Here is a 22,219-nt window from a genome sequence, read left to right on the forward strand (position 1 = left end):
GACTTTATATATCAAAAGTTGTATAAAATTTATAACTATGAAAAAAGTTCTGGTCATTGAAAATAACCGACTTGTAAAAGAAGTCCTGATGGAGTATCTACGGTTCTTTGGCTATGAAGGTGAACTTGCTACATCAACTGTAAAATCATTTATAGACTACAAATTTATTATAGCCGATTATACAACAATAAAGGAATTAAATCTTCTGGAAGAAATAGCGAGCATAATTTCTCATAAACCTGTGATAATTTTATCTACTCTGAACTGTCCTGAAGAAGAAATTTTAAAAAATAATGCTCTTTGTCTTACCAAACCTTTTTATATTCATGAGTTTAAGGAGGCTTTAAAGATCGTTGACGAAGAATTTCATAAAGAAGCACAGTAGCAGCTATGGCAACATTCAGACTTTCTGTTTTACCTTTATGGGGAATTCTGCAACTTATATGTTTTATTGTCTTTAGCTCTTCACTTACTCCATGAGATTCATTCCCAAAAGCAACTGCTAATGAACCAGTAAAATCAACATTAAAACAGTGCAATTTTGCCTTTAAATCTGTTATTACAAGCTTAAGTTTATTTTTCAAGATGAAGTCTTTAATATCTTTTACAGAAGCCTTTATCACTGGAATAAAAAATATGCTTCCTGCGGATGCTCTTAAAACCTTGCCTGAAAGGGGATTGCATGTTCCTGGAGTGGTCAGCAGAGCTTCTGCACCAAGAGCCTCAGAAGCACGAATGATTGTTCCAAGATTTCCTGGATCCTGAATTCTGTCTGCAATAACGGCGAGTTTTGGATTTTTGATTTCATTGAGATTTTTATACTTAAATTTTGCTACTGCAAATATTCCCTGAGGAGTTACTGTTTCAGATATTGTCTTTGCAATCCTTTCAGAAATGCCTGTAACCAGGATTTTGCTTTTAAAAGTTTTAAAAAACTCCCTTTGTTTCTCAATAAAATCTTCTGTAACAAGTACTTCCTCAATCTGAACATAATCAGAGGTAAGGGCTGCTTCAATAAGATTTATTCCTTCAATAAAGATTTTTTCCTCTGGTTTTTTGATGATTTTCTTTATTTCTTTTATTAATGGATTTTCAGGACTTTGGATCCACTTCATTGACTGAGCTCAATAAAAGCTTCTGGAAGGTTTTCAATCAAATCTCCGGCAATAAGACCATGATATCCTTTCTTTTTAGCAGCTATGTCTCCACTTAATCCATGAATGAAACAACCAAGCACAGAAGCATGAAAAGGAGTGAGTCCCTGCCCAATAAGTGAAGCAATTATGCCTGTGAGAACATCTCCTGAACCTGCTGTTGCCATTCCTGGATTTCCTGTTGTATTTAAATATACGCTACCCTGAGGCTCAGCAACTACTGTTGGAACTCCTTTTAAAACAAGGACAACATTTAATTGGTTCGCTACTTTTTGAGCAATATCAACTCTCTGTTTTTCAATATCTTTGACTGCCATGTTTATAAGTCTGCTTAACTCACCAGGATGAGGCGTAAGAACAATCTCAGAGCGAGCTTGCTTGAGAACATCTGAGATTTTTCCAAGAACTGTTATACCATCAGCATCAATTACAATTGGACATGGACAGTTTAAAATAAGCTCTTTTAAAATGATCTCAATATCTTCATTAACTCCAACTCCAGGACCAAAGGCAACAGAGTTTGCCTTTGCATTTATAAATTCCATAATTTCAGGTAAAGCCTGCCTTGAAAGGGTATTCATTGTGCATGCAAGAGGAAGAATCATCTCCTCAAGAACCTTACTCTGAAAAACAACTTTAAGTGCTGCAGGAACTGCCATTGTTACAAGTCCAGAACCTGCCCGCAAAGCAGCCTTTGCTGTCATGACTGCTGCACCTGTTTTTCCTGTAGAACCTGCAATCACAAGAACATGCCCGTATCTTGTTTTATGAGAATACTCAGGTCTCGGAGGAATAAGGCAGCAGGCAAGATGTTTTTCAATTGTTGAAATCTTTAAATTTTCAGACTCTGTTAATTCTTTTGGAAATCCGATATCTTCAATAAAAAGCTTACCTGTATACTCTTTTCCTGGAAAAAGTAAATGCCCTCTTTTTGGAAGTCCGAAAGTTACAGTTATTTTTGCTCTAATAGCAACTCCGAGAACTTCTCCTGTATCTGAGGATATTCCTGAGGGAACATCAACAGCTAAAACGAATTTTTTTAGAGAATTTAAATTTTCAATGAATTGGGCAATTTCACCTTCAATTGCTTTTTTAAGTCCTGTTCCAAAGATTGCATCAATAATTACATCTGCCTGCATTATTTCCTCATCTCCGGGATAACCATCAATCACTGGCACTCCAAATTTTTTTGCAATATCAAGTTGATTTTTGCAATCACTGGAAAGTTTTTCATCGGGAAAAAGCTGAAAAATTTTTACATCTTTAATTTTATTTTTAAGTATTCTTGCACAGGCAACTCCATCACCACCATTGTTTCCTGGTCCTGCAAGAACAATAACATTTTCTGGATTAAGCTCAAGCACATGCTCACTAACAGCTAAGGCAGCTCTTTCCATTAATACCATTGAAGGAATGCCGTAATGCTCAATGGTTAGTCTATCAATTTCTGCCATTTCACGGGATGTGACGACTTTCATATCAAAATTATACCATACAGGAGAGATAAATTCAGGATAATGTCTAAATTTGCCGATAAAGATAGAAAAACTTTCACTGGTCATTGTGAGTAGCAGTAGGGTGCGTGGCAGTATCATTATTTTTTTGCATTGAGTAGGATGAGATTCCTCACTCCACTCATGCTCCGCTCGGAATGACACACCACTTTGTCATCCCGAGGCGAAGGCAGTGTCTTCTTCCGATGGCGAAAAAAGCGGAAGAGATTCCTCGCCTGCTTACGCAGGTTCGGCATGACGATTTCTAATGATATTTTAAGATAATTGTAAAAAAGTGAAGAATTTTTACATAATAGAAAAACTCAAATTTCCGAGATGGAGGCATCTATGCTTATTGTTCAAAAATATGGTGGAACTTCTGTTGCAAACATTGAAAGAATAAAAGCTGTTGCAGAAAGGGTTTCAAAAACTGTTAAAGAAGGCAATAAAGTTGTTGTTGTTGTTTCTGCAATGGCTGGAGAGACAGACAAACTCATTGGACTTGCTCATCAGGTATGTTCAAACCCTCCAGAAAGGGAAATGGATTTACTTCTTTCCTCTGGAGAAAGAGTTACTGCTGCACTTACAGCAATGGCTTTATGCGAACTGGGACACAAGGCAATTGCTCTTACTGGAAGGCAGATGGGAATAATTACCGATGCAGTGCATACAAAGGCACGAATTGAGAAAATTATCGCAACCCGAGCATTGAAAGCTCTTGAAGACGGTTATATTGTAGTGGCTGCAGGCTTTCAGGGGATTACGGAAACAGAGGATGTAACAACGCTTGGCAGAGGTGGCTCTGATCTTACGGCAGTTGCCATTGCAGCTGCATTGAATGCTGATTTATGTGAAATTTACACAGATGTTGATGGTGTATTTACTGCTGATCCAAATATTGTCCCCAATGCTCGTAAGCTTGATAAGATTTCTTATGAGGAAATGCTTGAACTTGCTTCACTGGGAGCAAAGGTTTTGCAAACTCGTTCTGTAGAGTTTGCAATGAAATACAATGTCCCTGTAATAGTTCGTTCAAGCTTTAACTGGAATCCCGGAACATTAGTTACAAAGGAGGATAAAGACATGGAAAAAGTGGTAGTATCAGGCATTGCCCATGACAAAAATCAAGCAAAAATAACAATTCTTAAAGTTCCTGACAGACCTGGAATAGCAGCAAAACTTTTCAAAGCAGTGGCAGATGCAAATATTGTTGTTGACATGATTGTTCAGAACATAAGCAGTGATGGTAAAGCAACTGACATTTCTTTTACAGTTCCAAAAGCTGATGCTAAAAAAGCTCTTGAGCTTACAGAGAAAATTTCCAGAGAACTGGGAGCCGAGGGAGTTCTTTTAAACGAGGGGATAGCGAAAATTTCCATTGTAGGTGTTGGCATGAGAACACATTCAGGAGTGGCAGCTCAGATGTTTGAAGCCCTTGCCAACCATGGAATAAACATAATGGCAATAAGCACATCGGAGATAAAGATTTCATGCCTTATTGATGCTAAATATACTGAACTTGCTGTAAGAGTGCTTCATGATACATTTAAATTAGGTGAGCAGTAATGGATATTGTTTCACCTGAAGGATTTTTTTATTCAGTTGCAAAGGCGGGGATTAAGTACCAAGACAGGTATGATGTGGCTTTAATTTATTCTAAAAAGCCTGCTCAGGTTGCAGGAGTTTTTACTACCAATCAGATAAAAGCTGCTCCTGTAAAAATTTGTATGAAAAGAATACGCTCAGGACAGGCTCAGGCATTGATTTTAAACAGTGGAAATGCCAATGCCTGCACAGGCCAGAAAGGAATTGAGGATGCATTAAAAATAACGGATTATCTGGCAGAAAAACTCAATATTAATAAAGAACATGTTTTACCACTTTCAACAGGAGTTATTGGAGTGCATTTGCCTGTTGAAAAAATCATTAAAGGAGTTGATGAACTTGTAAACAGGCTTGGCAATGCTCAGCCTATACAGGTTGCAGAAGCAATAATGACAACCGATACTTTCCCAAAGCTTACATACAGGCAAATTGGAGAGGATACTGCTGTCACGATTCTGGGAATATGTAAGGGCGCTGGAATGATCTGTCCAAATATGGCAACAATGCTGTGTGCAATAGTTACTGATGCGAAGATAAGTTCGGATTTGATGAAAGAGGCTTTAAGAGATGCTGTGGCACAGAGCTTTAACTCAATTACAGTTGACGGAGACATGTCAACAAATGATACGGTTTTAATGCTTGCGAATGGAGAATCTGATGTAAAGATTGAAAGAAAAACCACTCTATGGAAGCAGTTTAAGGGAGCTCTTAATGAGCTGTGTATTGAGCTTTCAAAAATGATAGTGAAAGATGGAGAAGGAGCAACAAAATTCATAACAGTTAATGTTAAAGGAGCTAAGACAGCTCAGGATGCAAAAAGAGTTGCCAGGGCTGTGGCAAATTCCCTTCTGGTTAAAACAGCCTTTTATGGATGTGACCCCAACTGGGGCAGAGTAATTGCTGCTGTGGGATACTCTGGAGTTGCTGTAAAGGAAGAAAAAATTGAGATTTATATAAATGGTATCTGCCTTTTTAACAGAGGCTTTCCCACAATGAGACAGGAGGAACTCAAGGAAATTCTTAAAGAGCATGAAATTGAGATTTTGATTAACTTAAATCTCGGTACAGGGAAAGCAACTGTTTTCACAACTGATTTATCGGAAGAATATGTGAGAATAAACTCTGCATACACTACATAAAAGCTGAATTTGCCGATAGAGAATTAAGCTGTTTTTTTGATTCGCTCAATCCATTTTAATTATAATGGCATTTCTAAACAAAAAATATGATATAATTAACTATGCCTGAAGTTATAGAAAAAATATCAAGAGAAGAACTGGAAACCCTTGTAAAGGAAATTATTGAAGGTCTTGTTCGTCAGAATGAACAAAGAGCAAGGGAATTATCCATTATTGAAAGAATCATCAGAGTTGAGGAAGAACTAAAGGCATTAAGAGAAATTGAAAATGCAAGATTTGATGCAATGCAGGAGAGATTTGAGGTGATTCAGCAACAGATGAAAGCTTATCATGAGGCAGTTGACAAGAGATTTGAGGCGATTCAGCAACAGATGAAAGCTTATCATGAGGCAGTTGACAAGAGATTTGAGGCAGTTGAAAAGAGATTTGAGGCAGTTGACAAAAGATTTGAAGCGTTGGAGAGAAGAGTTCAATTTTTACAGTGGTTTATGGGTGTTGGTTTTACATTCATAAGTATTCTTATTGCTATTTTTGGATTAATCAGACATTGAGCAATTTTTAATTTTCCCTTATTACAAAATGAAAGAAAGAGTCTTCCTTGAAGAAGAACAGGAAATCTCAATTGACCAACCTGAACTTTACAGAGTTTATCTCCTGAATGATGATTACACTACAATGGATTTTGTTGTCCATGTTTTAATGACAATTTTTGAAAAATCAAAGGTAGAAGCTACCAGAATAATGCTTTATGTTCACAGACACGGAAAAGGTCTTGCAGGTATTTATCCAAAGGAGATTGCTGAAACAAAGGTAGCCCAGGTGGAAAGCCTTGCAAGAGCCAATGGTTTTCCGTTAAAATGCAGTATAGAAAGAGATGATCAATAAAGATTTACAGATTATTATATCAGCTACTGTTGAAGATGCCATTGAAAGGGGTCATCAGTATCTTACAGTTGAACATCTTCTTTATGCTATTCTCCATGATGATTTTGGCATGGAAATAATTAAAAACTGCGGCGGAGACCCTGAACAGATTAAAAGAAATCTTGAAAGATTTCTTGAAGAACAGGTTCCAAAGAGAAAAACCAAAGGGCAGACATATCCAACAGTGAGTTTCCAGAGAGTAATGGAAAGAACCCTCAATCATATAAAAAGTGCAGAGAAAAAAGAGGCTGATGCAGGAGATTTTCTTGCATCCCTTTTTCTTGAGGAAGAAACCTACGCAGTAAATCTTCTTAAGTCATATGGAATCACAAGAATTGATGTTTTGAATTATATTTCTCATGGCATTCCTAAAACAGGCTTTGAAGAAACTGTAAGAAAAGAGGAAAAACGGGGTGATCCCCTTAAGACTTTTACAATAGAACTGGTTGAAAAAGCAAGAAGGGGCGAAATTGATCCAATAATTGGTCGGCAGAGTGAACTTGAAAGAGTTATTCAGGTTCTATCAAGAAGAAGAAAGAACAATGTAATTTTAGTAGGAGAACCAGGAGTTGGAAAAACCGCAATTGTTGAAGGACTGGCATTAAAGATTGCTCATGGTGAAGTGCCAGAGCATCTTAAAAATGTTAAAATTTTTGCTCTTGACATGGGTTCATTGCTTGCCGGGACTAAATACAGAGGAGATTTTGAAGCAAGGATGAAGGCTTTAATAAACTCTCTTTATAAAATAAAAAACTGCATACTTTTTATAGATGAGATTCATACCGTTGTTGGTGCTGGTTCTGCAAGTGGAAGTACTGTTGATGCATCAAATCTTTTAAAGCCCGTTTTAATTGAAGGGAAAATACGCTGCATTGGTGCCACAACCTATGAGGAATACAGAAACTACTTTGAAAAAGACAGGGCACTTTCAAGAAGATTTCAGAAAATAGATATCTCCGAACCCTCTGAAGAAGAGACAATTGAGATTCTTAAAGGTCTCAAGTCCTACTATGAGCAGTATCATGGAGTAGCTTATACTGCAGAAGCTTTACGCTCAGCAGTTCACCTTTCAGCGAAATACATAACTGAGAGATTTTTACCAGATAAAGCCATTGATGTTATTGATGAGGCAGGTGCTGTTGTGAGACTTTATCACAGTGATAATCCAGTTGTTACTGAAAAAATCATTGAGCAGACAGTGGCAAAGATGGCAAGAATACCTTCTCAGGAGATAACATCCAGTGATGCTGACAGGCTCAGAAATCTTGAATCAGAATTGAAATCTGTAATTTTTGGGCAGGATGAAGCAATAGAGGCAGTTGCAAGAGTAATAAAACTTGCTAAAGCGGGTCTTAAAGAGCCTCAGAGACCAATAGGTTGCTTTCTCTTTACAGGTCCTACAGGAGTTGGAAAGACAGAACTTTCAAGGCAGCTGGCAAACATACTGGGAATTAGTTTTATAAGATTTGATATGTCTGAATATATGGAAAAACATTCTATTGCAAAGCTTATTGGAGCTCCTCCAGGATATATCGGATTTGAACAGGGCGGGCTTCTTACTGAGCAGATAAGAAAAAATCCTCACTGTGTGCTTTTGCTTGATGAGATAGAAAAAGCCCATGAAGATATATTTAATGTGCTGCTTCAGGTAATGGACTATGGAACTCTCACGGACAACACAGGAAGAAAAGCAGATATGAGGAATGTTATTCTTATTATGACATCAAATATTGGTGCAAGAGAAATGGAAAGACCGGTAGTTGGTTTCGGTGACAGAAGTTCTGATCAACTCAGAAAAAGTAAAGAGGCGGTTGAAAGACTCTTTAGCCCAGAATTTCGTAACAGACTTGATGGAATAGTTAGTTTCAATCCTTTACCTGAAGATATTGTCTTAAAGATTGTGGATAAATTCATAAAGGAACTTAATGAACAGCTTGCATCAAAAAATATTTTCGTTGAAATTACAGAGGAAACAAGAAAATGGCTTGCACAAAAGGGTTTTGATCCAAAATTCGGAGCAAGACCCCTTCAAAGAATTATCCAAAAGGAAGTAAAAGCACCGCTTGTTGAAGAAATTTTATTTGGAAGACTTAAACAAGGCGGAAAAGTTATCGTAACTCTACATGAAGGAAGCATTTCCTTTGAAATAGATGACAGTGTATTTACTTCGTGAGGAACTGGTTTTTCCTCATCCAGAATTTGCAGATCCCGACGGTTTACTTGCAATTGGTGGAGACCTTAGTCCAGAAAGACTTATACTTGCTTACAGATCAGGGATATTTCCATGGTACAATCATAAACCAATTTTGTGGTGGTCACCTTCTCAAAGGCCTCTGATATTCCCCTTGCTTTTTAAAATGTCAAGAAGTCTTTATCAGAGTTTAAAAAAAGACATTTATAGAGTTAGCTTTGATAGAGATTTCATCTCTGTTATTAAGGGATGTGCCACAGCTCCAAGAAGTGATTCTGTAGGAACATGGATTACTTCAGAAATGATGGAGGCTTATATAAAGCTTCACAAACTTGGATATGCTCATTCAGTGGAAGTCTGGTTTGAAGATAAAATAGTAGGAGGACTATATGGAGTCTCACTTGGTAAAGCTTTTTTCGGTGAGTCAATGTTTACACTTATGAAGGATGCATCAAAGGTAGCTCTTGCCTGTCTTGTTGAACATCTGATTAAAAATAATTTTTACTTTATTGACTGTCAAATTACAAACAGACATTTATTAAGCCTTGGAGCCTATGAAATGCCACGAAAAGTTTTTCTTGTTTTGCTTGATGAAGCTTTAAATAAAAAGGATTCAACAGAATGGAATAAAGAGCAGAAGCCTACATCAAAAACTGCGAAATTTCTGAAAGAAAAGTTAATTCCGCGGAGGATTTATGAAGCTAATTCTTTTTGATATTGATGGGACATTAATCAGTGCTGGAGGAGCTGGAACCCGCTCTCTTAATAGAGCCTTTGAAAAGGTTCTTGGAATTAAAGACGCATTTAAAAACTTTGAAATGGCTGGTAAAACCGATGTCCAGATTATAAAGGAAGGACTTATACTTCATGGAATAGAGCCTTCAATTTCTCTGGTTAGTGAACTGATTGAGAGTTATCTTAAAAATCTGACAGTGGAAATAAATAATAACTCAAAGCACCTAAAACCAGGAGTAAAGGATTTCATAGAGTTTATCCATTACGAATTAAAATATCCAATTGGACTTCTTACAGGAAATCTTGAAAAAGGCGCAAGAATTAAGTTAGACCCCTTTGGCTTAAATTCTTTTTTCCCTACCGGTGCTTTTGGAAGTGACCATGAGGACAGAAACAAACTTTTGCCCATCGCTGTTAAGAGATTTTCAAAGAGATTCAATAATTATTTAGATTTCCATCAATGTATTGTTATTGGCGATACTCCAAGAGATGTAGCCTGTGCAAAGCCCTATGGAGCAAAGGTAATAGCCGTTGCTACAGGTCCTTACGGTGTTGAAACACTGAAAAAGACAGAGGCAGACATGGTTGTTGAAACTCTTACAGAAATCAATAAAATTTTGCCACTTCTTTCTTAAAATGGGAAAATTTCCAGTAACTGAAAAGAAAGAAAGAGAGCTTTTAGATGAAATGCAAAAGCTTGGGATAAAGGAATCAGATATTGAGGAAAAGTTTATCAGATGTTCAGGGCGTGGAGGACAAAAGCTAAATAAAGCCTCCACAGGAGTTTATTTAAAGCATAAACCTACAGGACTTGAGGTAAAATGCACAAAGGAAAGATCTCAAGGATTAAATCGCTTTTTTGCACGTAGAATGCTTGTGGAAAAATTAAAAGAATATTTAGGCATTCCCACAGAAAAACAGAAAGAGATTGAAAAGATAAGAAAGAAAAAAGGCAAGTATCACAGATATTCTCTCGGCTAAGATTATTGAGTCTTGTTGCTTTTTTTATATAAATTTGGTTAAATTATTTTTTATATATTTCAAATTTTTGTGCCGCTACTTACTTGACAGAGTTTTTATTTTTTGATAAACTAAAAAGTCTTGTCTGCAAATGTTAAAGTTTTGTTAAAGTAATTTTATTATGAGGTGGAAAGGTGCCGACAATTTCACAATTAGTAAAAAAAGGCAGGGAAAAGGTTGAAAAGAAAACCAAATCACCTGCTTTGCAATCATGCCCTCAGAGAAGAGGGGTTTGCGTAAGGGTATATACTACAACTCCGAAAAAGCCTAATTCTGCTTTAAGAAAAGTGGCAAAGGTAAGGCTTACAAATGGAGTTGAGGTAATAGCTTATATACCCGGAGAAGGACACAATTTACAGGAACATTCGATAGTTCTTGTGAGAGGTGGAAGAGTGAAGGATTTGCCAGGTGTGAGATATCATATTGTAAGAGGAACTCTGGACTGTGCAGGTGTTAATAATAGAAGAAAGAGTCGTTCAAAATATGGCACTAAAAGACCAAAATAAGTAGGAGTATAAGATGCCAAGAAGAGGTTATGTACCAAAAAGAGAAGTTTTGCCTGATCCAAAATATCAAAGCAAGCTTGTATCCAAATTAATAAATGTAATCATGGAAGATGGCAAAAAATCAATAAGTGAAAAAATATGTTATGGTGCATTTGAGATAATTAAAGAAAAAACAGGTCAAGATCCTTTAAAAGTATTTAAGCAGGCAATTGAAAACATTAAGCCTGTTCTTGAAGTAAGGCCTCGCAGAGTAGGAGGTGCTACATATCAGGTTCCAATGGAGGTAAGACCCAATAGAAGATTGAGTCTTGCATTAAGGTGGCTCAAGACATATGCAAGGCAAAGAAAAGAAAAGACAATGAAAGAAAGACTTGCTGCAGAAATACTTGATGCCTACAATAATGTAGGTTCTTCAATAAAGAAAAAAGAAGAAACCCACAAAATGGCAGAAGCCAACAGGGCATTTGCCCATTATAGGTGGTAATTTATTAGAAGGAGTATTATGGAAAGATTTCCGCTTGAAAAGACGAGAAATATTGGTATTATGGCTCATATTGATGCCGGTAAAACAACAACTACCGAGCGAATTCTGTACTATACCGGTGTGACCTATAAAATAGGAGAAGTTCATGAAGGCACCGCAGTAATGGATTGGATGCCACAGGAGCAGGAACGTGGAATAACGATAACTGCAGCATCCACAAGCTGTATGTGGAAGGAACATAAAATTAATATAATAGACACTCCAGGGCACGTTGACTTTACAATTGAGGTTGAAAGATCTTTAAGAGTTCTTGATGGAGCTATTGCTGTTTTTGATGCTTCAGCAGGAGTTGAACCACAGAGTGAGACGGTCTGGAGACAGGCTGACAAATATAAAGTGCCGCGAATTGCTTTTATGAACAAGATGGATAAAATAGGAGCAGATTTTTTCATGTCCATTGAAAGCATGATAGAAAAACTTGGTGCAAACCCTGTGGCAGTGCAGATTCCCATTGGCAAAGAAGATACATTCAGGGGGCCGATAGATTTGATTGAAATGAAAGCCTACTATTTTGACGATGAGACACTCGGTGCCAAATTTGTAGAAGACGAAATTCCCTCTGAGTATCTTGAAGAGGCAAAAAAATATAGAGAAAAAATGATAGAAGCCCTATGCGATATAGATGATAGAATTATGGAAAAATATCTTTCAGGAGAGGAGATTACTGCAGAAGAAATAAGGGCTGCGATAAGAAAAGGAACAATCCAGATGAAGATTACTCCTGTTTTATGTGGTTCTGCCTTTAAAAATAAAGGAGTTCAGATGCTTCTTGATGCTATTGTTTATTATTTGCCTTCTCCTCTTGACATCCCTCCGGTCAAAGGAGTCAATCCTCTGGATGGAACAGAGGTCCAGCGAAGAGCAACTATAGATGAACCATTGACAGCTCTTGCTTTCAAGATTATGGCAGATCCGTACATGGGTAGTCTTACTTATGTGAGAGTGTATTCAGGTATTTTAACTTCTGGCAGCTATGTATACAATTCCACAAGAAACATAAAAGAAAGAGTTGCAAGAATATTTAGAATGCATTCAAATAGAAGAGAAGAAATAAAAGAAATCTGTGCAGGAGATATTGCTGCTGTTGTAGGTTTAAAGAATACTTTAACAGGAGATACTCTTTGTGACGAAAATAATCCTGTTATTCTTGAATCTATAGAGTTTCCCGAGCCAGTTATCTCCGTTGCCATAGAACCAAAAACAAAGGCAGATCAGGAAAAATTATCTCTTTCGCTGCAGAAAATCTCTCAGGAAGACCCATCTTTCAGGGTAAGCTTTAATGAAGAAACGGGCCAGACAATTATTTCTGGAATGGGAGAGCTTCACCTTGAAATAATTGTTGACAGACTCACACGAGAATTTAAAGTTGGAGCAAATGTTGGAAAGCCTCAGGTTGCATATAAAGAAACAATTAAAATGCCAGCAAAGGCTGAAGGAAAGTTTATAAGGCAAACTGGTGGACGTGGTCAGTACGGACATGTATGGCTTGAGGTGGAGCCACTTGAGAGAGGAAAGGGTTTTGAGTTCGTGAACAAGATTGTCGGAGGAACTATCCCAAGAGAGTTCATTCCAGCTGTTGAAAAAGGTATCATTGAGGCTATGGAGGGAGGAGTTCTCGCTGGATATCCTGTTGTTGATGTGAGAGTAACGCTTTTTGACGGTTCCTATCATGAGGTTGACTCTTCAGAGCTTGCATTTAAAATTGCTGCATCAATGGCATTTAAAGATGCCTGTAAGAAAGCTGAACTTGTTTTGCTGGAACCAATTATGGATGTTGAAGTTGTAGTTCCTGAAGACTATATGGGTGAGGTTATAGGAGATTTGAATTCAAGACGTGGTAAAATTCAGTCTATGGAAAAAAGAGGAAAAGCTCAGGTGATAAGAGCAATGGTTCCATTATCAGAAATGTTCGGTTATGCAACTGATTTAAGGTCAAAGACACAGGGTAGAGGCACATACACAATGCAGTTTTCACATTATGACGAGGTTCCAAAAAATCTTACAGAGCAGATAATTGCCAAGATAAAGGGTAATAATAAATAAAGTTTTATAAGATTTTAAGGAGGAGACGATGGCTAAGGCAAAATTTGAGAGGAAGAAGCCGCATGTAAATGTAGGAACGATAGGGCACATTGATCATGGAAAGACCACACTTACAGCAGCGATAACGAAGTATCTGGAACTTAAGGGATTGGCGCAGTACAGGAGTTATGACCAGATAGACAATGCACCTGAGGAGAAAGCGAGGGGGATAACGATAAACACAGCCCATGTAGAGTATGAGACAGACAAGAGGCATTATGCACATGTAGACTGTCCTGGACATGCAGACTACATAAAGAACATGATAACGGGTGCGGCGCAGATGGATGGCTCCATACTTGTAGTGGCAGCCAATGATGGACCTATGCCACAGACAAGGGAGCACATACTGCTTGCCAGGCAGGTAGGAGTGCCGTACATAGTAGTATTTATGAACAAGACAGACATGGTAGATGATCCTGAGTTGCTTGACTTAGTAGAGCTTGAAGTGAGGGAATTGTTGAGCAAGTATGGATTTCCTGGGGATGAGATACCGATAATAAGGGGCAGTGCATTGAAGGCATTGGAAAGCAGCAGCAGAGATCCGAATGCAGCTGAGTACAAACCCATACAGGAGCTACTTGATGCGCTGGACAACTACATACCAGAGCCTGAGAGGCCGATAGACAAGCCATTTTTAATGCCCATAGAGGATGTATTCAGCATCTCTGGTCGTGGGACAGTAGTGACGGGTAGAGTAGAGAGAGGGATAATAAAAGTAGGAGATGAAGTAGAGATAGTGGGATTAAGGGAGACACGGAAGACAGTAGCCACAGGGGTAGAGATGTTTCGTAAGATACTTGATGAAGGAAGGGCAGGAGACAACATAGGAGTACTGTTAAGGGGGATAGGCAAGGATGAAGTAGAGCGTGGGATGGTGTTGGCGAAGCCAGGGAGCATCACACCGCATACAAAGTTTAAGGCAGAAGTTTATGTATTGACGAAGGAAGAAGGGGGGAGACACACACCCTTTTTCAATGGATACAGGCCGCAGTTTTACTTTAGGACAACGGATGTAACAGGAGTGATAAAGTTACCTGAGGGAGTGGAGATGGTAATGCCTGGGGACAATGTTAATCTAACAGTGGAGCTGATAGCGCCGATAGCGATGGAGGAGGGACTGAGGTTTGCAATAAGAGAAGGTGGAAGAACAGTAGGTGCAGGTGTAGTCACAGAGGTGCTGGAGTAAAATGGACCAAAAGATTAGAATAAAATTAAGAGCTTATGATCACAGAGTTCTGGATCAGTCTGTTAAAGAAATAGTGGATACTGTTAAAAGAACAGGCGCGAGGATTTCTGGTCCTGTGCCTTTACCAACAAAAATAAGTAGATACACGGTTTTAAGGTCAACAAATCAGGATAAAAAATCAAGGGAACAATTTGAAATAAGAGTGCATAAAAGATTAATAGATATACATGATCCCACCCCCGAAACAGTGGAGGCTCTTATGAAATTAGAGCTTTCTGCAGGGGTAGATGTGGAGATAAAGCTATGAAAGGAATCTTGGGTAGAAAAGTAGGAATGACTCAAATATTTGATGAAGAAGGTAGAATTATTCCTGTAACTGTTATAGAAGCAGGACCTTGCTGGGTTGTGCAGGTTAGAACTCCTGGGAAAGATGGGTATGAAGCGGTTCAGCTCGGTTTTAAAGAAATAAAGAAAGAAAAAAATATACCCAAACCTTTGCTTGGAATTTTTAAAAAAGCTGGAGTTCCTCCATGCAGAGTTTTAAGGGAATTCAGAATGATAGGCTACAATGTGGGAGATAAAGTTACTGTGGAAATATTCTCAAAGGGTGATGTGGTAAGTGTGAGAGGAACTTCAAAAGGAAAAGGGTTTCAGGGAGTTATGAAAAGGCATAACTTTGCAGGTGGTCCTGACAGTCATGGTTCCATGTTTAACAGGGCACCTGGCTCTATTGGTGCAAGTTCTTTTCCTTCAAGGGTGTGGAAAGGTAAAAGAATGGCGGGTCATATGGGAGACGAGACAGTTACTGTGAAAAATTTAACAATTGTTGATGTTATTCCGGAGCAGAATTTACTTCTTGTGAAAGGTGCTGTTCCGGGGGGTGAAAATGGAATCTTAGAAATATGGAAGGTAGAAGCATGATGGAGATTGAGATAAGAGACATTAATAACAACATAGTTGGTAAAAAAGAAGTTCCAGAAATTGTTTTTAACAATCCAGCCCATGAATCTGTTGTTCATACAGTGGTGGTTGCCTATATGGCAAATCAGAGACAGGGCACGCATTCTACGAAGACAAGGGCTGAAGTTTCTGGTGGTGGAAGAAAGCCGTGGAGACAGAAGCATACAGGAAGAGCAAGGCATGGCAGCATCAGATCGCCTTTATGGAGAAAAGGTGGAATAGTATTTGGTCCTAAGCCAAGAGACTACTATGTGCAGTTACCAAAGCAGATGAAAGATACTGCTTTGTTTAAAGCTTTAACGATGAAATACAAAGATAGCGAGATTTTATTGCTTGATAATCTTTCTCTTGATAGAATAAAGACCAGAGATATGGTAGAAATTTTAAAAAAGTTGCAGCTACAGGGGAAATCTGTTCTTATAGCTCTTCCAGAGAAGGATGAAAAAATACTTCTTTCGGCAAGGAACATTCCATATGTAGGCGTAGTAAGGGCAGAGGATCTCAATGCTTACCATGTGGCAATGTTTGATAAAGTAATATTCACAGTTGCTGGACTTGATAAGTTGCTAAGTATTAAGGGGGTTTCCTGATGGATACTTACAGCATAATAAAAAAGCCTATTTTTACAGAAAAAGCTTTAAATCTAAAAGAAAGTCAGAATAAAATCATTGTGGAAGTTCATCCTGATGCTAATAAGGTTCAGATTAGGAAGGCTTTTGAGGAAATATTCAAGGTAAAAGTTGACAGCGTTGATGTTATCAATGTTAAACCTAAGTTAAAAAGAGTGGGACTCCATTTTACAAAAACTAAGAAGATAAAAAAAGCAATAGTTACCCTGAAACCAGGGGAAAAATTAGATCTGATAGAGGGTGTATAAATGGCTATAAGAAGGTGTAAACCAACATCAGCAGGTAGAAGATTTGTAACATATCCTGATTTTAGTGAGATAACCAGGGAAGAACCTTATAAGCCTTTGACTGTATGCATTAAAAAGAGAAAGGGAAGAAACAATCAGGGCAGAATCACCTCATGGCTTAAAGGAGGAGGCAACAGAAAGCTTTATAGAATTATAGATTTTAAAAGAAACAAACACGGTGTTCCAGCAACAGTTGTGAGTATTGAGTATGATCCCAACAGATCAGCGAGGATAGCTCTTCTGAAGTATGTGGATGGTGAATACAGATACATTCTTGCACCTGATGGATTAAGTGTTGGAGACAAAATAATAAGTGGCTCAGGCATTGATGTAAAAGTTGGTAATAGTTTGCCTCTTAAGGAGATACCTCTTGGAACAATGATACATAATATTGAACTCTATCCTGGTGGAGGAGGAAAACTTGTAAGAAGTGCAGGAACAGCAGCCCAGCTTATGGCAAAAGAGGGGAGATATGCCCATGTAAAACTGCCATCAGGAGAAGTGAGGCTCATAAATGTAAACTGTTTTGCCACCATAGGGCAGGTAAGCAATCTTGAGCATGAAAATGTCATAATTGGAAAAGCAGGCAGAATGAGGCACATGGGAAGAAGACCTTCTGTTAGAGGAGTTGCAATGAATCCTGTGGATCATCCTCTTGGAGGTGGAGAGGGTAAATCCTCCGGAGGAAGACCTGCATGCACACCATGGGGTAAACCTGAAGGAGTTAAAACGAGGAAAAACAAAAGAACTGATAAGTTTATAATAAAGAGGCGGAAGTAAAGGGGGTTAAAGGTGGCAAGATCGCTTAAAAAAGGTCCATTCGTTGATGCCAAACTTATGGAAAAGGTAAAAAAAGCACTGGAAACAGGAGATAAAAAGCCTATAAAGACATGGTCAAGAAGATCTACGATTATTCCTGAGTTTATTGGTCTTACATTTGCAGTTCACAATGGCAAAAAGTTTATTCCTGTATATGTTACTGAAAATATGATCGGGCACAAGCTCGGAGAATTTGCTCCAACAAGAACCTTTAAAGGGCATGCAGGCTCTGAAGAAAAGAAAAAGGCTAAGGGGAAATAAAGATGGAAGCAAGGGCTATATTGAGATATGCTCGTATAACTCCAACTAAAGCAAGAAGAGTTATAAATTTAATTCGTGGTAAAAGAGCAGGTGAGGCATTGCTGATGTTGAAATATATGCCTCACAGAGGTGCCAGAATAATTGAAAAGGTTTTAAGATCTGCACTGGCAAATGCTGAGCAGAAAAATCCAAGAATAGATATAGATGCATTAAAAATACTGAAGGCTTATGTTGATCAGGGTCCTATGATGAAAAGGATTGAGCATAGAGCTATGGGAAGAGCAAATATCATTAAAAAGAAAACTTCGCATATTACAATATATGTTGGAATTGAAGAAAATTAAACCGGGGGTGTTGATTTGGGACAGAAAACAAATCCAATAGGTAACAGACTGGGAATAATAAGAACATGGGAAAGCAGGTGGTTTGCTAAAAAAGGATATGCTGACCAATTAATAGAGGATTTGAAGCTTAGAAAGATGTTAAAAGAAAAGCTTTATCATGCTGGAGTATCCAGAATTGAGATAGAAAGAGTTGGAGAAAAAATAAAGGTTTTAATATTTGCAGCCAGACCCGGGATAATCATAGGTAAAAAAGGTGCAGAAGTGGAAAAACTAAAAAAGGAAGTTGAAGAAATAACGCATAAACAGGCAACTGTTGATGTGCAGGAGGTAAGGCGTCCAGAGCTTGATGCACAGCTTGTTGCTGAAAACATAGCTCTTCAGATAGAAAAAAGAGTTGCCTACAGGAGGGCAATGAAAAGAGCCGTAGCCTCTTCCATGAGATTCGGGGCTAAAGGTATCAAGGTATCCTGTGCTGGAAGACTGGCAGGAGCAGAAATAGCAAGAACTGAATGGTATAGAGAAGGAAGAGTTCCTTTGAGCACTTTCAGGGCAGACATTGATTATGGTTTTGCAGAGGCAAGGACTACCTATGGAGTGATTGGTGTCAAGGTATGGATTTTTAAGGGTGAAGTTCAGCCAGGGCAATATATAAACTCTTAGAAACGGAGAGGAATAAATTATGTTAGCTCCAAAGAAAGTTAAATTTCGTAAGATGCAAAAAGGCAGAATGAAGGGAATTGCCTACAGAGGTAGCACAATCTCTTTTGGTGATTATGGACTTAAGGCTTTAGAGCCAGCATGGATTACAGCAAGGCAGATTGAAGCAGCAAGAGTTGCTATAATGAGGCATGCTAAAAAGGGCTGTAAGCTCTGGATAAGAATTTTCCCTGATAAGCCAATTACTCGTAAACCTGCTGAAACACGAATGGGTAAAGGAAAAGGTAATCCTGAATTCTGGGTCGCAGTGGTTAAACCTGGTAGAATTCTCTTTGAACTATCTGGAGTTTCAGAAGAAGTTGCAAAAGAAGCCTTTGAACTGGCATCACATAAACTTCCAGTTAAGACGAAATTCGTAAAAAGGCAGGAGAGTTTTGTATGAAGACTGTAGAGCTTAGAAATTTTTCAATAGAAGAGTTAAAGAAAAAAGAGCAGGAGTTACGCAGGGAGCTGTTTAATTTGAGATTTCAACTTGCAAAGGGTGAGCTTCAGAATGTAAAAAGAATCAGGGCAGTAAAAAAAGACATTGCAAGAATTTTAACGATTATTACAGAGAAACAAAGAGGAATAAGGAGTTAGTGATATGCCGAAAAAGATATTAAAAGGCACAGTTGTAAGCGATAAAATGGATAAAACAGTGGTGGTTTCTGTGGAAAGAATTTTTCAGCATCCTCTTTACAAAAAAACCATTAAAACAAAAAAGAAGTATAAAGCCCATGATGAAGAAAACAAATGCAAACTCGGAGATATGGTGGAGATAATTGAATCAAGACCAATAAGTAAAACAAAAAGATGGAAGGTTTTAAGAATTATTAAGGAGGTTGATGCTCAATGATTCAGCCAAGAAGCATTCTTGAGGTTGCTGATAATTCTGGTGCAAAAAAAGTACAGTGCATAAGAGTTCTTGGAGGTTCAAATAGAAAATATGCAAGTCTGGGAGATGTTATTGTTGTAAGTGTTAAAGAGGCTTTGCCAGATAGCAATATAAAAAAGGGTTCTGTCGTGAAAGCTGTTATTGTTAGATTGCGCAGATCCGTAAGGAGACCTGATGGTTCTTATATAAGATTTGATCAGAATGCTGTTGTGCTGGTAAACAATCAACTTGAACCTATAGGCACAAGAATATTTGGACCTGTGGCAAGGGAACTGAGATGGAAAGAGTTTACAAAAATAGTTTCTCTTGCTCCAGAAGTTATTTAGGCGGAGGAATAAAGTGAGCTTAAGGATAAAAAAGGGAGACACAGTTTTAGTTTTATCAGGAAAAGATAAGGATAAAAAAGGAAGAGTTCTAAGGGTTATACCCAAGGACGAAAAAGTGGTAGTAGAGGGAGTTAATATTGTAAAAAAGCATCAGAAACCTTCGCGTAAGTATCCACAGGGTGGAATTATTGAAAGAGAGCATCCGATTCACATATCAAAGGTAATGCTTATGTGTCCAAAATGTGATAAACCTACACGGATAGGTGCAAGAATTTTAGAAGATGGTAAAAAGCTGAGGATTTGCAAGAAGTGTAAGGAGGTTATTGACTGATGAATGCTGAAGCTAAAAAATATGTGCCTCGCCTTAAGGAAAAATATGACAAAGAAATCATTCCAGCATTAATGAAAAAGTTTAACTATAAAAACGTTATGCAGGTGCCTCGCCTTGATAAAATAATTGTTCATGTTACTCTGGGAGAGGCAATTCAGAATATAAAGCTTCTTGATGCTGCTGAAAAACAGCTTGCTTTAATTACAGGTCAGAAACCTGTTATAACAAAGGCTAAAAGAGCACTGGCAGCTTTCAAACTTAAAAAAGGAATGCCTATAGGCTGCAAGGTTACATTAAGAAAAGACAGAATGTATGAATTTTTAGATAGATTAATTTGTCTTGCTTTACCAAGAATAAGGGATTTCAGAGGGATTTCGCCAAAATCTTTTGATGGAAGAGGAAACTACTCCTTTGGAATTAAAGAGCAGTTTATATTTCCTGAAATAGATTATGATAAAGTTGAGATGATACACGGACTTGATATAACTATATGCACAACAGCTAAGTCTGATGAAGAGGCTTTAGCATTATTAAAAGCCTTTGGAATGCCAATAAGATAAGGAGGAGCTGTGGCAAGAAAGAGTAAAATAGAAAGAGCAAAGTATCCACCAAAATTTAAAGTAAGAGTAAGAAATCGTTGTAAAATTTGCGGTAGACCCAGAGGATATCTGAGAGACTTTGGGCTCTGTAGAATTTGTTTTAGATTTTTAGCCAACTCAGGGAAGATCCCTGGAGTTGTAAAAGCAAGCTGGTAAGAGGTGGTAATTATGATGACAGATCCAATTGCAGATATGCTAACTCGGATTAGAAATGCAATAAAAGTAAAGGCAGATAAGGTTGATATCCCTGCTTCAAGGATGAAGATTGAGATCTCAAAGATACTTAAGGAAGAAGGGTTTATCAAGTCTTACAAGATTATCAAGGATAAAAAGCAAGGCATAATAAGAATAAATCTGAAATATACGCCCGAGGGCGATTCAGTAATCTCAAATCTTCGGAGAATCAGTAAACCTGGCAGAAGAGTATATGTCAGTAAAGATGAAGTTCCTCGTGTAATGGGAGGACTTGGTATAGCTATATTGACCACATCTCAGGGTGTTATGACTGATAAAGAGTGCCGACATAGAGGAGTCGGTGGAGAAGTAATATGTTATGTATGGTAAGAGGTGAAGGGATGTCAAGAATAGGAAGAAAACCAATTCAGATACCAGAGGGAGTGAACATAGCAGTAGAAAATAGAAAAGTCATTGTTAAAGGTCCAAAAGGACAGTTAAGCTATGAACTACCTGAAGGAATAGGATTAACCTTAGACAGCAAAGCTGTAGTTGTTACAAGAGATTCTGATGTGGCTAAACAAAAAGCCATGCATGGACTTGTAAGAAGTTTGATATCAAATATGGTTATAGGAGTTTCTCAGGGATTTACAAAGACTCTCCAGATTTATGGTGTTGGTTACAGGGCTCAAGTAAGTGGAAATAAGCTTATACTTAATGTGGGATATTCTCATCCAGTGGAGTTTCCTCTTCCAGAGGGTATTAAAGCTACTGTTGATGAGAAACAGACAACCATTACTCTGTACGGGATAGACAAACAGCTTGTTGGGCAGGTAGCTGCTAACCTGAGAGCTATCAGACCTCCAGATGCTTACAAGGGTAAAGGAATCAGATACGCTGATGAAGTTTTAAAATTAAAACCTGGAAAGACTGGAAAGAAATAAGGAGGTTCAGCATTGCGAGATAAAACTGAATTAAGAGAAAGAAGACGCAGAAGAATCAGAAAAAAGGTTTTTGGAACTCCTGACAGGCCAAGGCTATGTGTATTCAGAAGTCTCAATCATATATATGCGCAGATTATTGATGATACAAAGGGACATACAGTTGTATCTGCCTCAACTCTTGACAAAGAATTGAGAAATTTACCAGGTCATAAGGGTAATAAAGAATTTGCTGCAAAGGTAGGAGAACTGATTGCAGAAAGAGCTCTTAAGGCTGGTATAACCAAAGTTGTTTTTGACAGAGCAGGTTATAAATATCATGGATGTGTTAAAGCTCTTGCAGATGCTGCAAGACAAAAGGGATTACAATTTTAG

33 protein-coding genes are annotated in these 22,219 nt (G+C 38.0%); 31 read left to right on the plus strand and 2 right to left on the minus strand.

What is annotated here, in order from left to right; translation table 11 throughout:
* The first annotated feature begins 37 nt into the window (after positions 1-37).
* Entirely contained in the window at positions 38-385 is a 348-nt protein-coding gene (locus V4D30_RS08955) for a response regulator (RefSeq protein WP_353683983.1), read from the plus strand.
* Here V4D30_RS08955 and V4D30_RS08960 read toward each other — a convergent pair.
* Positions 333-1,115, minus strand: a complete 783-nt coding sequence (locus tag V4D30_RS08960) for an RNA methyltransferase (RefSeq protein ID WP_353683984.1) — start codon at positions 1,113-1,115, stop codon at positions 333-335. The two genes, V4D30_RS08955 and V4D30_RS08960, sit on opposite strands and share 53 nt — an antisense overlap.
* On the minus strand, positions 1,112-2,749 hold the full coding sequence (locus V4D30_RS08965) for an NAD(P)H-hydrate dehydratase (RefSeq protein ID WP_353683985.1): 1,638 nt from the start codon (positions 2,747-2,749) through the stop codon (positions 1,112-1,114). Before V4D30_RS08965 ends, V4D30_RS08960 begins: the two co-directional genes overlap by 4 nt.
* A gap of 246 nt (positions 2,750-2,995) precedes the next feature.
* On the opposite strand from V4D30_RS08965, the gene V4D30_RS08970 reads away from it, so the two are divergent.
* From V4D30_RS08970 to rplR, 30 genes are all read left to right on the plus strand, one after another.
* Positions 2,996-4,213 (plus strand): aspartate kinase, encoded by a 1,218-nt coding sequence (locus V4D30_RS08970; protein WP_353683986.1) that lies wholly within the window; start codon positions 2,996-2,998, stop codon positions 4,211-4,213.
* Positions 4,213-5,391: a bifunctional glutamate N-acetyltransferase/amino-acid acetyltransferase ArgJ gene (argJ, locus tag V4D30_RS08975; protein WP_353683987.1), complete on the plus strand. Its 1,179-nt coding sequence runs from the start codon at positions 4,213-4,215 to the stop codon at positions 5,389-5,391. The genes V4D30_RS08970 and argJ overlap by 1 nt, the downstream gene beginning before the upstream one ends.
* 101 nt (positions 5,392-5,492) lie before the next feature.
* Complete coding sequence (locus V4D30_RS08980; RefSeq protein ID WP_353683988.1) at positions 5,493-5,942, plus strand: hypothetical protein; 450 nt, start codon at positions 5,493-5,495, stop codon at positions 5,940-5,942.
* A 28-nt stretch (positions 5,943-5,970) separates the two neighbouring features.
* Positions 5,971-6,276: an ATP-dependent Clp protease adapter ClpS gene (gene clpS / locus V4D30_RS08985; RefSeq protein WP_353683989.1), complete on the plus strand. Its 306-nt coding sequence runs from the start codon at positions 5,971-5,973 to the stop codon at positions 6,274-6,276.
* Positions 6,266-8,488, plus strand: a complete 2,223-nt coding sequence (gene clpA / locus V4D30_RS08990) for an ATP-dependent Clp protease ATP-binding subunit ClpA (RefSeq protein WP_353683990.1) — start codon at positions 6,266-6,268, stop codon at positions 8,486-8,488. Before clpS ends, clpA begins: the two co-directional genes overlap by 11 nt.
* Positions 8,466-9,221, plus strand: a complete 756-nt coding sequence (aat, locus tag V4D30_RS08995; protein ID WP_353683991.1) for a leucyl/phenylalanyl-tRNA--protein transferase — start codon at positions 8,466-8,468, stop codon at positions 9,219-9,221. Before clpA ends, aat begins: the two co-directional genes overlap by 23 nt.
* Positions 9,202-9,876 (plus strand): HAD family hydrolase, encoded by a 675-nt coding sequence (locus tag V4D30_RS09000; RefSeq protein ID WP_353683992.1) that lies wholly within the window; start codon positions 9,202-9,204, stop codon positions 9,874-9,876. Before aat ends, V4D30_RS09000 begins: the two co-directional genes overlap by 20 nt.
* 1 nt (position 9,877) lies before the next feature.
* Entirely contained in the window at positions 9,878-10,222 is a 345-nt protein-coding gene (locus V4D30_RS09005) for a peptide chain release factor-like protein (RefSeq protein ID WP_353683993.1), read from the plus strand.
* A 173-nt stretch (positions 10,223-10,395) separates the two neighbouring features.
* On the plus strand, positions 10,396-10,767 hold the full coding sequence (gene rpsL / locus V4D30_RS09010) for a 30S ribosomal protein S12 (protein WP_028844518.1): 372 nt from the start codon (positions 10,396-10,398) through the stop codon (positions 10,765-10,767).
* A gap of 13 nt (positions 10,768-10,780) precedes the next feature.
* Positions 10,781-11,251 carry a 30S ribosomal protein S7 gene (rpsG, locus tag V4D30_RS09015; protein WP_353683994.1) on the plus strand — a complete coding sequence of 157 codons (471 nt, stop codon included), beginning with the start codon at positions 10,781-10,783 and terminating at the stop codon, positions 11,249-11,251.
* Between the two features lie 18 nt (positions 11,252-11,269).
* A complete protein-coding gene (gene fusA / locus V4D30_RS09020) occupies positions 11,270-13,354 on the plus strand; it encodes an elongation factor G (protein WP_353683995.1) in 2,085 nt (694 codons plus the stop codon).
* Positions 13,355-13,382: 28 nt separating this feature from the next.
* Positions 13,383-14,582, plus strand: a complete 1,200-nt coding sequence (gene tuf / locus V4D30_RS09025; RefSeq protein WP_353683996.1) for an elongation factor Tu — start codon at positions 13,383-13,385, stop codon at positions 14,580-14,582.
* Position 14,583: 1 nt separating this feature from the next.
* The gene (gene rpsJ, locus V4D30_RS09030) at positions 14,584-14,889 is read left to right on the plus strand and encodes a 30S ribosomal protein S10 (RefSeq protein WP_353683997.1); all 306 of its coding nucleotides are present in this window, start codon (positions 14,584-14,586) and stop codon (positions 14,887-14,889) included.
* Positions 14,886-15,503 carry a 50S ribosomal protein L3 gene (rplC, locus tag V4D30_RS09035; RefSeq protein ID WP_353683998.1) on the plus strand — a complete coding sequence of 206 codons (618 nt, stop codon included), beginning with the start codon at positions 14,886-14,888 and terminating at the stop codon, positions 15,501-15,503. Before rpsJ ends, rplC begins: the two co-directional genes overlap by 4 nt.
* The gene (gene rplD, locus V4D30_RS09040) at positions 15,500-16,132 is read left to right on the plus strand and encodes a 50S ribosomal protein L4 (RefSeq protein ID WP_353683999.1); all 633 of its coding nucleotides are present in this window, start codon (positions 15,500-15,502) and stop codon (positions 16,130-16,132) included. The genes rplC and rplD overlap by 4 nt, the downstream gene beginning before the upstream one ends.
* Complete coding sequence (gene rplW, locus V4D30_RS09045; RefSeq protein WP_353684000.1) at positions 16,132-16,419, plus strand: 50S ribosomal protein L23; 288 nt, start codon at positions 16,132-16,134, stop codon at positions 16,417-16,419. The genes rplD and rplW overlap by 1 nt, the downstream gene beginning before the upstream one ends.
* On the plus strand, positions 16,420-17,238 hold the full coding sequence (gene rplB, locus V4D30_RS09050) for a 50S ribosomal protein L2 (protein WP_353684001.1): 819 nt from the start codon (positions 16,420-16,422) through the stop codon (positions 17,236-17,238).
* 12 nt (positions 17,239-17,250) lie between these two features.
* Positions 17,251-17,538: a 30S ribosomal protein S19 gene (gene rpsS, locus V4D30_RS09055; RefSeq protein WP_353684002.1), complete on the plus strand. Its 288-nt coding sequence runs from the start codon at positions 17,251-17,253 to the stop codon at positions 17,536-17,538.
* Between the two features lie 2 nt (positions 17,539-17,540).
* The gene (gene rplV, locus V4D30_RS09060; RefSeq protein WP_353684003.1) at positions 17,541-17,882 is read left to right on the plus strand and encodes a 50S ribosomal protein L22; all 342 of its coding nucleotides are present in this window, start codon (positions 17,541-17,543) and stop codon (positions 17,880-17,882) included.
* Between the two features lie 15 nt (positions 17,883-17,897).
* Complete coding sequence (gene rpsC, locus V4D30_RS09065) at positions 17,898-18,542, plus strand: 30S ribosomal protein S3 (RefSeq protein WP_353684004.1); 645 nt, start codon at positions 17,898-17,900, stop codon at positions 18,540-18,542.
* 19 nt (positions 18,543-18,561) lie between these two features.
* Entirely contained in the window at positions 18,562-18,981 is a 420-nt protein-coding gene (rplP, locus tag V4D30_RS09070) for a 50S ribosomal protein L16 (RefSeq protein ID WP_353684005.1), read from the plus strand.
* Positions 18,978-19,178 carry a 50S ribosomal protein L29 gene (rpmC, locus tag V4D30_RS09075; protein ID WP_353684006.1) on the plus strand — a complete coding sequence of 67 codons (201 nt, stop codon included), beginning with the start codon at positions 18,978-18,980 and terminating at the stop codon, positions 19,176-19,178. The genes rplP and rpmC overlap by 4 nt, the downstream gene beginning before the upstream one ends.
* A gap of 4 nt (positions 19,179-19,182) precedes the next feature.
* Complete coding sequence (rpsQ, locus tag V4D30_RS09080; RefSeq protein WP_353684007.1) at positions 19,183-19,434, plus strand: 30S ribosomal protein S17; 252 nt, start codon at positions 19,183-19,185, stop codon at positions 19,432-19,434.
* On the plus strand, positions 19,431-19,799 hold the full coding sequence (gene rplN, locus V4D30_RS09085) for a 50S ribosomal protein L14 (protein WP_353684008.1): 369 nt from the start codon (positions 19,431-19,433) through the stop codon (positions 19,797-19,799). The genes rpsQ and rplN overlap by 4 nt, the downstream gene beginning before the upstream one ends.
* A 13-nt stretch (positions 19,800-19,812) precedes the next feature.
* Complete coding sequence (rplX, locus tag V4D30_RS09090; protein WP_353684009.1) at positions 19,813-20,130, plus strand: 50S ribosomal protein L24; 318 nt, start codon at positions 19,813-19,815, stop codon at positions 20,128-20,130.
* Positions 20,130-20,690, plus strand: coding sequence for a 50S ribosomal protein L5 (rplE, locus tag V4D30_RS09095; protein ID WP_353684010.1), 561 nt, complete (start codon positions 20,130-20,132; stop codon positions 20,688-20,690). The genes rplX and rplE overlap by 1 nt, the downstream gene beginning before the upstream one ends.
* 9 nt (positions 20,691-20,699) lie before the next feature.
* Entirely contained in the window at positions 20,700-20,885 is a 186-nt protein-coding gene (locus V4D30_RS09100; protein WP_353684011.1) for a type Z 30S ribosomal protein S14, read from the plus strand.
* A gap of 9 nt (positions 20,886-20,894) precedes the next feature.
* The gene (gene rpsH, locus V4D30_RS09105; protein ID WP_353685166.1) at positions 20,895-21,293 is read left to right on the plus strand and encodes a 30S ribosomal protein S8; all 399 of its coding nucleotides are present in this window, start codon (positions 20,895-20,897) and stop codon (positions 21,291-21,293) included.
* An 11-nt stretch (positions 21,294-21,304) separates the two neighbouring features.
* On the plus strand, positions 21,305-21,847 hold the full coding sequence (rplF, locus tag V4D30_RS09110; protein ID WP_353685167.1) for a 50S ribosomal protein L6: 543 nt from the start codon (positions 21,305-21,307) through the stop codon (positions 21,845-21,847).
* Positions 21,848-21,859: 12 nt separating this feature from the next.
* Entirely contained in the window at positions 21,860-22,219 is a 360-nt protein-coding gene (gene rplR, locus V4D30_RS09115) for a 50S ribosomal protein L18 (protein ID WP_353684012.1), read from the plus strand.

The sequence above is a fragment of the Thermodesulfovibrio sp. 3907-1M genome (assembly GCF_040450955.1).
Classification (GTDB): domain Bacteria; phylum Nitrospirota; class Thermodesulfovibrionia; order Thermodesulfovibrionales; family Thermodesulfovibrionaceae; genus Thermodesulfovibrio; species Thermodesulfovibrio autotrophicus.